The following is a 12,023-nucleotide window of genomic DNA, read 5'->3' as shown; positions in this document are numbered from 1 at the left end:
TTCTTATGCTTCTTGTTCTTCTGTTTCTTCTTCGATACCTAATTCTTTTTTAATCCAGTCATATCCTTCTGCCTCTAAACGTTGAGCTAGTTCTGCTCCGCCAGATTTCACAACGCGACCTTGCATCATAACGTGTACATGATCAGGCGTAATGTAATTCAGTAATCGTTGGTAATGCGTAATCATTAAACAGCCAAAGCCTTCGCCACGCATTGCGTTAATGCCTTTAGATACAACTTTCAATGCATCAATATCAAGACCAGAGTCGATTTCATCTAAAATAGCAAATGCTGGCTTAATCATCATTAATTGAAGAATTTCGTTACGTTTTTTCTCACCGCCTGAGAATCCTTCATTTAAGTAACGTTGTGCCATATCTTCATGCATTTCAAGAAATTCCATGTTTTTATCTAATTCACGAATGAATTTCATCAGTGAAATTTCATCGCCTTCTTCACGACGCGCATTGATAGCAGAGCGTAAGAAGTCTGCATTTGTAACACCAGCAATTTCTGATGGGTATTGCATTGCTAGGAATAATCCAGCTTGTGCACGCTCATCTACTTCCATTTCAAGTACGTTTTCACCATCAAGTTCAACTGTACCAGAAGTTACTTTGTATTTAGGGTGACCCATGATAGCAGAAGCTAATGTAGATTTACCTGTTCCATTAGGTCCCATGATTGCATGGATTTCATTTGTATTGATTGTAAGGTTTACGCCTTTTAATATCTCTTTCCCGTCGATTTCAACGTGAAGATCTTTAATTACTAAAGTTGACATGAAATTACCTCCATAGTGTGTTCATTGAATGGGGAACCATTCCTTAATTATCATCATTCTAATCTTAACTGAAAATCGTTCTCTATGCAAACCATTTCAATCACTTTCCAACTTCTCTAATGATATCTTGACAAACAAAGACTTTGAAAGCATTTTCAGATTATTGCTAATGGATACTGACAATGAGAATCAACTTACTTCATTTTCAATAAAATCCAACTAATTGAGAATGGATTTCATCTAGCAGCATAGTGGAAACCTCTCAAGAAGCGCTAATTGTAGCGGTTTTGTGACAAAAATGCATAAACAACAATATCTATACTATATCCTTTTTCATTAGAATGGAATCAATACAGAGAAGAAAATTATAGAGTGCTAGTTCATATAATATTTATTGTTGTTCTCATCATATATTGAAGTATTTTTATTGCTCTCATCGATTGTTAATAGCTTGTTCGATGCTACGTCCCAATTGTACAAAAACGAACGCTTATATTATGTGCGACAATTTAAACTCAGCGACTCCAAACATCTATTTAACTTTTATTTAGCTTATCTACATATTTACAGTCTTTTTTAATAGTAAATATTATATAATTAAAATATAAACAATCTTATTTTTCGATAAATAGAGGTGATATCTAGTGGAATTACGTCAATTACGTTATTTTGTAGAAGTGGCTGAGCGTGAGCATATTTCAGAAGCCGCAGAACATCTTCATGTTGCTCAATCCGCAATTAGTCGTCAAATTGCAAATTTAGAGGATGAATTAGGCACGCCGCTTTTTGAACGCGTCGGACGAAATGTTAAATTGACACCGATTGGAAGAACTTTTCTTGAACATACAATCACTGCTTTAAAAGCAATTGATTTTGCAGCCAAGCAGGTAGAAGAATATTTAGATCCTGCAAAAGGTACTATTAAAATTGGCTTTCCTACAAGTTTAGCTAGTTATGTACTACCAACCGTGATTTCGGCCTTTAAGCGTGAATACCCCGACTTACAATTCCAGCTACGTCAAGGCTCTTATCGTTTTTTAATAGATGCAGTCAAAAACCGTGAGTTAAACTTAGCATTCCTAGGACCGCTTCCACCAAAAGATGAGTCTATTCAATCAACCATTTTATTTACTGAAAATATTGCCGCATTACTACCAGCAAACCACCCATTAGCTAAAAAAGAAAGTATCCAATTGGCTGATTTACGCAATGATCTATTTGTGTTGTTCCCAGACGGCTATATTTTACATAAAGTCGCGATGGATGCATGCCGTGCTGCAGGCTTTTTACCAAATATCATTTCAGAAGGCGAAGACTTAGATGCACTTAAAGGCCTTGTTGCCGCTGGTATCGGCGTCAGCTTATTACCAGAAAGCTCACTATACGATTCAGCAGCCCGCTTTACGATAAAAGTCCCAATCCTATCTCCCACAATACCTAGAACAGTGGGAATCATCTCACCAGTTAACCGTGAAATTGCGCCGTCCGAAAAAATATTCTTAGATTTCGTCAAAAACTTCTTTTCACGACTTTCGCAATTCCAATAAAAAAATCGCCGTAAACGGCGATTTTTTTCCCTTCGTCAATTCTAAACCCCATTAAATAAACATCAACTGCTGCTGATTTTTGGATTCAGCTTTTTTATTTTGTAAGCTGTAATCCTTCCTTTGTATTTACTGGTAAAATAGAATCTTTACCTAAACCATTAATATATTTCATCATCTGTTCTAAAATTTCTGGCGTTGTTTCATACTCTTCCAATCGATCTTCTGTAATACCGTGCAACATAATAATGACCCAAGATTTCTCAGCAACCGCTTTATCAATCCATTGTTTCACATCTGAAAATTCTGTTGTATTTGTAATAGCATATGATTTTAACCAATACGGATCATAATTATTAGGTATATTCGTTTCTCTACCTAATACACGAATACCGTCGAAATATTGCATAGCAATTTTCCTTACTTCTTCATTATAATCGGAATAAGGAATCGCAACAGTTGAAACGACACCTTTGCCTAGTAAAGATTCGATTGTATTTATGCTTTCAGCAAATTCATAACGAATATCGTCCACTGATTTTTTTGTTAGAAAAACATGATTTTGTGTATGCGATGCAATTTCTAAACCTAAATCATGTGCAACCCATATTTGAGATGATGTCATATAAATTTCATCATCTGAGTACAATTTATCACCGATAATATTAAAAGTTCCCGGCATATTATATTTCGAATGGAGTGGTAGTGCTTTTTCATACCAATCTCGATAGCCATCGTCATAGGATAGTGTTACAAGTGCCTGTCCGTAATAATCAGAAGTATTTAAAGGCGTGATTTTTTTAATATCCTCAATTGCAAAATTGGTAGTAAAAATCAACTTGAAACTATTTTTTAAGCGATTTGATTGATCATTTTCAATATTATTTTGGACGTTTAAAGTATATGTCGTATAGTTTTCGTATGATTTTTTAGGCTTCACTTTAACTTTATTTTTATTAATCTCTAATGTAGTCGGAAAATCATTTCCTGCTTCATCTTTAATCGTAATTGAAGAGCTAGTAATCGATGCTTTATTAATTGGTTGGTTAAATGTAATCGTCCATTCCTTATTTAAATCTGTAATTTCTTGTTGCTCTATAAAAGATTCCGCTTTCGTTATAGTTATACCATTTATGCATAAAAGCACAAATGGTATCGCTAATATAACGATAATCTTTCTCCACTGAATCAATCCTTCTCTCTCCTTTAAACCACTATTCAAATCTCTTAAATGTTTCTTTCATAATGCCATAGGAATTTTTTAACCGTTCTTCAGTTTTAGGCAGATTCCAATTATCCCATGTATAACTATGCAATTGATTAAGTACACCTTTTTCAATCTCTGGCAATGAAGATACAACCTCATGCTTATCATTAACAAACAATGCACCTATATTTATTTTATCTACAAAAACTGATACTTCTCCGTTTTCTTTATAGAAATCCCCTATAAATTCTTTATGACTGGGATCCTTTGATTGAAGAAGTAACCAAGGAATACGTAATTCTATAGTTCCGTTGTCGCTCCAATTATAATCGACAAGAGAATTATAATCCTCTGCCTTCGGATTACCATTTCCCTCTATTAATTTGCCTGTTTCATATGCTGAAAAAGGTACAGCTATATCCTGTTCTGGCAAGTATAGCTCTTTATTTAAAGCATAGTAAATCGGACTGAACGTAGTGTTCTTTTTCATAACACTTGAAGATGGAATGTCGATAAGCTTTAATTCATGCCCATATAAATAAGAATAGAAATCATAATAAGGATCGATGACGATACGTGACTCCTTATTCTTATTAAGCTCGACAACAAACTCAATGCCATTTTTGAACGTTACTCCTTTCAAATCTGATTTTGCTGTTTTTCCTTGATTCGGCATAACATCTAATAGAATTTGAGTAGAAGATGTTTTATTGAGTACATCTCCTTTTAATTGGAGGTACAAGTATCTTTCATCATAATCAACACTCATTGAAGGCTTGTTTTTTTGCTGTTCATATAAAAGGGGAGCTTTCCATTCTGATATATCTCCGTCAACCTGTACCTTATGCCGATCAAAGCTTAGTAAACCAAATTGTTGTTCATTTGTTTGTGCATTAGACCAATAAGGGCGTTGGTTTGGATTATCATAGTCCATCGTATTCCAAGTACGTTTAAACCACTCATCTTGCCAAGTAAATACTAATCCGCCAAGTAAATCCTCTGCCATAATATCCTCAAACAGATGGGTTAATATTTCACCTTGCTCCCGCTCTGATACAAATCCCTGAGTCCAGCCATATGGATTATCATGGGTTAAACCACGTGAACCAGGGATTCCAAACTCAGCGATTAATATTGGCATACGATGTGCAGCGTGTAATTCTGCTAAATAGCCTGCATAACTATTTTTTTCTCCACGATGATCCACATACGACAAGTATTTTTGATCATAGTTAAAGAAATCTGGATAGTATGGATACACATGGTACGATGCAAATTGACCTGTTTGTTTCGCTAACCCTTTCGTATAAACGACATTCGGATTAACACTTGCAATATCTTCATCTGTATTCGGCTCAGATGGATGATCTAATAAATCTGTTGTAACCCAGTTTGTAAAGCTCATAGGATGCATCCAGCCATAATTATTTTGTTCATATTGCGTAATATAATCCATTTGTTCTGCAATCCAATATTCAAATGGGGAAGCATTTTTTGTTTGGAAATAAACACCATCATATTGTCCAATAGTAGCATGCTTTTCATTTGTTGCGTTCACCATATGAGGGTACCATTCGATACCAATAACCCAACCGATTATATACTGTGAAACATCCGTATCATAATAACCAGATGCATGTCCTACTACGTGCTCTACATATTTATTACCGTGAATGACATCTACAAGGGTTTTCATTTCTGCTCGGAATTTCTCAAGCGTTGCAGGATCATAAGCATCTAAAGTTTCCTCTAAACCTTCTTCTTCAATCCACACTCCATGTAGCACATATAAAGGATTTTCTGCTTCTTCATTGTATCTTTTTAAAGCTCTATAAAAGCCAGGTGGATGTAACGTATAGACTCGGATTGTATTGGCATTCATTTTACCAATCTGTTGGAACCAGCGATAATATTCATCCTCCGTAATGGCCGCCTCTCCAGGGAAATAACCTGGTTTTCCCATCCCCATATTAACGCCTTTGAGGGTGATAGCTTCCCATTGCCCATCCTTTAAAATTTCATATGTTTGATCATTAATACGTGCATTATAACCTAAATTATTTATTGCTGAACCGTCAGATTTCTGCTTAACTTCTTTTTTCTCGAATTCTTCCAAAATAGACTTCATCATCGGTACATATGCTGACCAATAGAAAGCATCATCTGAAAAATTTTGTAAAACTTTATAGACTGATGCTAGCCCTTTCATCTTATAGAAAAATGGCACTTTATTCATATCATTAAAATCGCCTGCAAAATAATATTTTGTAGCATTTTTTTGCTCACCTGAAACAACGGCTGCGAATGAAAGAGGAACATCATGTTCATTTAATAATTTTTCTCCTTCATCAGTTAAACTCCACTCATAATTCGCTAAAACATCTTGCTCATTTTGCGCCGTAACAATATCAAACCAGTAATCATAACGTGTGCTTGATGAAACATTCAAGAACTTTTGTCCTGCTTTAATGAAGTTAAGATAAATACCTTCTTTATCAATATGTTTATTTAATTCTAAAACAAAAACCTCATCTGTAAAGTCATTCACTAATATGAAGCCCCCACCTTCATATTTCCAGTCATCCTTAAATTTATCAACAACCCATTGTGGAATTTCATTATTTTTTCTATAGTCTAATTCTTCAAAATAGCGACCAATCCAGCCAGACCAATCTATTTTCAAATAATCTAGCACTTGATTTCGCACTTCAGGAGACGTTGGTGATGCAATAGAGTTAAATTCTGCAATAAATAAACTTTTTTCGGCACTAGTTAAACGTTTCATCATAGCATCCCATTCTTGCGATTCTAATCCACCAACAATTTTCTTTGTGCGTGCCCCCAATCTTTCTTGCTTCGGGTTGAGATCATCTTCATAGACACCGTACGTATCCGCTAAATAAATTACATCATAATCTTTGTAATCCTTTGGCATTTGAGAAGTAGACACACTGTTATTTTGTTCATCTGGAATTGTCCCAAAATAATCCTTGGATTCATCATATTGACCTTCTTTATGTTCGTACTTCAAAAAATTTAATAGCCAAGTTAACCCTAAATGCTCTCGATATGATTCATCCTTCACTGTTTTATCGATGATTGCAACATTCAGTTGTTTATTAGGTGACACAAACCAAAGAGCAATTGGTATCACTATAAGTAATAACACTACTATAATTCCCAAATAAATACGCTTCATATCGATTCTTGCTCCTTGCTTGAAATACCTTTACGATCCATTTTGCCCCACTCTCGTCTTCTTACTAAAAAGTTCAAAAGACCTTCACAGCGCCAAATGAGTGTAATAGGACGATACCAAAACATTTCTGTAAAACTTAGTAACATCATACGTATTAAGTCAGCAACCTTGAACGTTTTATTTTTGCTCCATGCTTCAAATAACACAGCCATTATTGAAAATACAACACCATACAGTACAAATGATAAAAGTAGCAAAATGGCTATCTCATAATAGATGTCACCTAAGAAAAAAGCAAAAACAATATAAATATACCCACCAAGTTCGACAATCGGTCCTAAGCCTTCAATGAGCCAAAAATAGGGGAAGGATAATAACCCAATACCGCCATATTTTGGATTAAAAGTCATTGCTTTATGATTCCATAAACTCTCTAATAATCCTTGATGCCACCTTCTTCTTTGTCGCCTTAAAACAGCCATTGTTTCTGGTGCCTCTGTCCAACAAACAGGGTTCTCTACAAATTCAATACGTTTATTTTCTTTATTTTTACGGATATATCGATGCAGTTTTACTACGAGTTCCATATCTTCACCAATCATACTTTTAGTATAGCCACCTGCTTCTACTACCCATTTTTTTGAAAACAGACTAAATGCACCTGAAATAATTAAAACCAAGTTAAATTTACTTAGCGTAATTCGTCCTATTAAAAAAGCTCTAAAGTATTCAATAATTTGCATAGTAACTAAATAATTTTTAGATAAGTTTGTTTCTAAAATGGAGCCAAGTTGCATATTCATTCCATTGGCAATTTGAACATTTCCTCCTGCCGCAATTACCTCACCATCAGATAAGGCAATGGGTTTCATTAAACGTAATAAAGATGTACTCTCCAGAATTGAATCTCCATCAACAGAACAAAAATAAGGATATCTTGCCACATTAATGCCTACATTCAAAGCATCTGCCTTTCCACCATTCTCTTTCTCTACTAAAAAACAATTTGGGTGAATTTGTGATTGATAGATTTGATTAATAGGACTTGCTGGGATTTCCATCTTTATTACTTTTTCAATTTTTTTCATTTGAAAATGCTCAATAACTATTTCTTGAGTACGATCAGTAGAACCATCATTGACAATGATTATTTCAAATTCTGGATAGTGTAAACTAAGTAGAGAATGAATACTATCCACAATACCTACTTCTTCATTATAAGCAGGTATAATTACAGATACTGGTTTAGAATAGAACGCATCAATATACGTATCATCCATTTCAGTTTGATCAAGCCTATATTCTTTTCGTAGCTTAAAAAAGGCAAAGAAGAACATAAGTCCATACGTTACTATAACCAGTAGCATATAAATTATGATTAACCCACCAAAAAACCACATTAAATAGTCAAGTATAATCATACTGCACGCATCCTTTTTTCTAATACTTCATTAGCCATATCAATTGCATATTGGTCATTTGTTGTTTCAATGAATTTTTTTAATCTCTGATAACCTCTGGGATCTTCAATTATCGTACTTGCTGCTTGTGACCGTACCCACCAATTACTATCTTGTAACAATTTTTCTAAATGCACGGAAGTATATGTTAAAGGTGCATACTTAAATAATTTTGCGACCATTAATCTTTCTTCCCATATTGACGAATTGACAAATGGAATATACGTCTCTAAATCTCGGATAACCCCAATTCTTTCTAGTCCTCTAAGAGTCCGAATGCGAATTTCAGTATCCTCACTTGCTAATAATTCCTCAAGTCCCTCTATAACATCCATACTGCCTTTTGCTGCAATTGTATCAATCAAAGCATATTGTGCCGCTTGTTGTAAATTCTCCATTTTTCCCATAAGTCGTTGGAGCATTTCTACATCTAAATATGAAAATAACTTTTTATACTCACTTTCTGAAAAAGAATAATTACATAGCAATATTTCATGTATAAATTTTTCTTTTTCAAGAATAGAATATATTTTTAATAGCTGAAATACTTCTATAGAATGTTTGTGTTTAATAGATACTTCGCAAGTACTGATAAGCTCTTTTATATGGAAATCAGCAATGCGGTACATTGCATTCATTTTCTTACTCCCGTTTTTGGATTTTAATTCATTTTGGTAATAATCCTTTAAATACATTTGTGCAAAACTATAGATTTTTTGTTGAATAATCGGATTGGAAATATTTCTTAAATACGATAAAAATATGTGTTCTACCGCTAATATTTGATTTTTATTTTTAGGAATTAGCGTAACAGTAAATTGGTCGTCCTCTAGAAAATACTCCTGCCAAATTATTTTTGTTTTTTGTATATACTTTTCAATCTCATGCTTCTTTCTTTCTTCATACCCTCTTTGATAGATTAAATAAATCATTGCTACACCGCAAAATACTAAGAGAATAGCAATAATATATAATAATAATTGAATAGATAATTCAATCATAATCATAACCTCGCAAATGTTCGTTTTAATTGTGCTTGAAATAAATTTAAATCGAATGGCTTAATTAAATACTCATCAACGCCACTTTCATATGCATAGATCATATCTCCCTGAGACTTTCTATTTGTCATCATATAAATAATAAATTTCTTTTGATTAGCCATTTGCCTTAATGTGTGCAAGACATTGAGGCCATTTTTACGAGGCAAAATATCATTCATAATGACAATATGCGTATGTCCAGATAAATACCAATCTGACTGTAAAAATTCGTGCCCATCTGAAAATATTTTTGTTTCCAATTGAAAATGATCTACTACCATTTTTTGAACTGTCAATTCTAATACTTCGCTAAAAATAGTATTTTCCTCTAAAATACTTACTTTCACTTTTTTAATTGGTTGTGCCTTAAAGCTCGTCACGATTTCGATTTTCCAAGGCTCTGATAGTTGACTAAATACTTCAAACTGTTTATCTTTTAAATCTTCAAACATTACTTGATCATTTTTAACCTCTACAATAATTCCCTGAAATGTAAAAGTTGAATCGATTTTTAAAGGGAAGTTCTCATTTATTACGAGTTGAAAAATTCGATTTAAAAATGCTTTTCCCTCCTCCTCACCATTTTGTGGTAACAAAATTCCCCATCGTAAACTTCCCTCTAACCTAAAAAGCATATCGGTATTCCGAACTTCGGATACAAGAAAATGAGCAATTTGTTCTTCTAAATCTTCAATCATATTATTTTGATGGGGGTCGGTTACAGTTGCCTTTAAAAAAATAACTGTCAATTCCATATGTGAACGAATAACATTTGCCTTTAACACATCGAAAATTGGTACAATATAACTTTCATTAGAAATATTTACTTTTTGTGTCGCTTTAATTAAAGTGTCCATCCTATACTCCTCTTACATTTTCTTAATATGATATTTGTTTGCACTGTGGAACTATTATGATCAATAGGTATTTTTCGTCATAGTTTCATCAAATTCCCTTCTTTTTAATTTATTCATTACTGTTAAATAAGGAGAATATATTCCACAAAAAATTGACGATTTTTAATATAATATCCTCTATAACAAATTTGTATAGGCTCAACAATTTTTTATTCATTCTAAACAATAAATAAAAAACAAACTTAGCTATATTTAAATAACTTCATTATCAAATGAGTATAACTGCTTCTAGAAATTTCTGTATAGAGGTACAAGTAGTATTCTGCATCTGACGCTCCGCTTTCGCAGCAAAACTACCGAATGAAGATAAAAAATAGTTAACTATCACACTAATACGTACTAGTTATATTTATATATTAATATGTGCTTTTTTGGAGATAAGATAAAGGTAGGATATTGCTTTTTACTTGATGTGGTTATGAGCTTTTTCAACGTTTTACAGTATATCATATTAGTATCCTTTTATAAGAATATAACAGTTCGAACTAAACAAATTCTAAACAAATTCTAAACAAATAAAAAATTAAAAAAATTGCATTAAATAAAAGAAAAAATCTGCTGCATTCCTCAGATAAGACGAGGAAGTTTTGCAGATTCTTTCCTTTTATGACAACGAACAAATGAAGGAAAATGCCCTTTTATTGCTGATTACAAGACAACTTTGTCCCGATTAATTGAATAGCCGTTAAGACTAACTGGCATTTACGGTCGCATTTCCATCCAACTTTCAAGATGGTGGATTGCAATACCTTTAAAGCTCTGTTTTTTTAAAAAATGTTTTTGAACTTTTTTCAATTGTCGATCCATATATGCTTCTCCTTCTTCTGAGAAGCTAACTAAGTCGCCCTCTGCTGACTTCAAAGTTTCAACACCTACAACAACTTTTTTACCCATTCGTTTAGCATATTCAATTTCATTTTTTACGATTTGTATAATGTCCTGTGAATTATCTCGATAAGCCATTATCGTCACACCATCTGAATAGTTAATTAACCATTCTGATAAAATACCTTTACCATATTTAGTCTCATATGAGATTTCGTCATACCAAAAAGGTATATCTAATTCTAGTGTTAATTTTAATGGTCGTGCTTTCTTTTTAGCATGTATAACTAACTGTTGATAAGTTTGAATCGCGATTGTTTGTTTTGTAGACCAAATATTTGTATCATATGGCTCAATATCTAAATGTATTCCTAAAAAACGTTGTGCCTCGGTTGCTTCACGTTGATAAAGCTCTAGCCAATCCATAAGTTGATTTTGATACTCCATGCCATTCTCTGTAATCCAATAAGTTTCCCCAGCAAGTGCGTATATTAGGATGTTTTTCGCTGTAGCCTTTTCAATAAAGCTTTGATAAACGCTTCTTGATATTTCATAATCAATTTGCAAATAAACTTTGTTTATTCGTTTGTTTTCTAAAAATTGTAATGCATCAATTTCGTTATCCACAAGTATCCACGGATTCCAAATCCATGTAGAACGTTCATCTTCTGTAATACTATCTGCCTTTATAGTTGTACTATTCATTGACATAAATAATATGCATATGATTACCAACTTAAACTTTCGACTATTAATAATTTTACACAGCCCCATTCGTTCAAACTAGTTATACCATACCGAAAATTTTCACAAATAGAAATAAACAAAAAGAAGGATATATTTCTTTTTATTATTGTTCCTCATAAAGTAGGAATTTTGTCTTAAAGGACTGTGCAACCTATCTCTATTTTTAATCGAGTGGGAGGAGGTGATTAACCTCCGACCTCTCACACCACCGTACATACGGCTCCGTATACGGCGGTTCAAAAGTTTTATGGTTTTAAAATGATTTGGGAGAGACTTTTTAAATTTTGTTTCTCCCAGT

The 12,023-nt window shown here is 33.2% G+C and carries 8 protein-coding genes; 1 reads left to right on the top strand and 7 read right to left on the bottom strand.

The genetic code is table 11. From position 1 onward, the window contains the following. Positions 1-3: 3 nt before the first annotated feature. Positions 4-783, bottom strand: a complete 780-nt coding sequence (gene sufC / locus ACQKII_RS22350) for a Fe-S cluster assembly ATPase SufC (protein WP_427462650.1) — start codon at positions 781-783, stop codon at positions 4-6. Positions 784-1,427: 644 nt separating this feature from the next. Here sufC and ACQKII_RS22345 point away from each other — a divergent pair. Beyond that, positions 1,428-2,330 carry a LysR family transcriptional regulator gene (locus tag ACQKII_RS22345; protein ID WP_427462649.1) on the top strand — a complete coding sequence of 301 codons (903 nt, stop codon included), beginning with the start codon at positions 1,428-1,430 and terminating at the stop codon, positions 2,328-2,330. 94 nt (positions 2,331-2,424) lie between these two features. On the opposite strand, the gene ACQKII_RS22340 is transcribed toward ACQKII_RS22345, so the two are convergent. The 6 genes from ACQKII_RS22340 to ACQKII_RS22315 all read right to left on the bottom strand — a co-directional run bounded on the left by ACQKII_RS22340 (position 2,425) and on the right by ACQKII_RS22315 (position 11,689). Further along, positions 2,425-3,519 carry a polysaccharide deacetylase family protein gene (locus ACQKII_RS22340; RefSeq protein WP_427462648.1) on the bottom strand — a complete coding sequence of 365 codons (1,095 nt, stop codon included), beginning with the start codon at positions 3,517-3,519 and terminating at the stop codon, positions 2,425-2,427. Between the two features lie 22 nt (positions 3,520-3,541). After that, positions 3,542-6,733 (bottom strand): hypothetical protein, encoded by a 3,192-nt coding sequence (locus ACQKII_RS22335; RefSeq protein ID WP_427462647.1) that lies wholly within the window; start codon positions 6,731-6,733, stop codon positions 3,542-3,544. Beyond that, complete coding sequence (locus ACQKII_RS22330) at positions 6,730-8,154, bottom strand: glycosyltransferase family 2 protein (protein WP_427462646.1); 1,425 nt, start codon at positions 8,152-8,154, stop codon at positions 6,730-6,732. Before ACQKII_RS22330 ends, ACQKII_RS22335 begins: the two co-directional genes overlap by 4 nt. Then, the gene (locus ACQKII_RS22325) at positions 8,151-9,194 is read right to left on the bottom strand and encodes a HEAT repeat domain-containing protein (RefSeq protein ID WP_427462645.1); all 1,044 of its coding nucleotides are present in this window, start codon (positions 9,192-9,194) and stop codon (positions 8,151-8,153) included. Before ACQKII_RS22325 ends, ACQKII_RS22330 begins: the two co-directional genes overlap by 4 nt. Before the next feature lie 2 nt (positions 9,195-9,196). Next, positions 9,197-10,093 carry a response regulator gene (locus tag ACQKII_RS22320; RefSeq protein WP_010857447.1) on the bottom strand — a complete coding sequence of 299 codons (897 nt, stop codon included), beginning with the start codon at positions 10,091-10,093 and terminating at the stop codon, positions 9,197-9,199. A 762-nt stretch (positions 10,094-10,855) separates the two neighbouring features. After that, the gene (locus ACQKII_RS22315) at positions 10,856-11,689 is read right to left on the bottom strand and encodes an amidase (protein ID WP_427462644.1); all 834 of its coding nucleotides are present in this window, start codon (positions 11,687-11,689) and stop codon (positions 10,856-10,858) included. Between the last annotated feature and the right edge of the window lie 334 nt (positions 11,690-12,023).

It is taken from the genome of Lysinibacillus sp. NPDC048646 (assembly GCF_050272295.1).
Taxonomy (GTDB): Bacteria; Bacillota; Bacilli; order Bacillales_A; family Planococcaceae; genus Lysinibacillus.
This window is presented reverse-complemented; position numbering and strand designations above follow the sequence as displayed.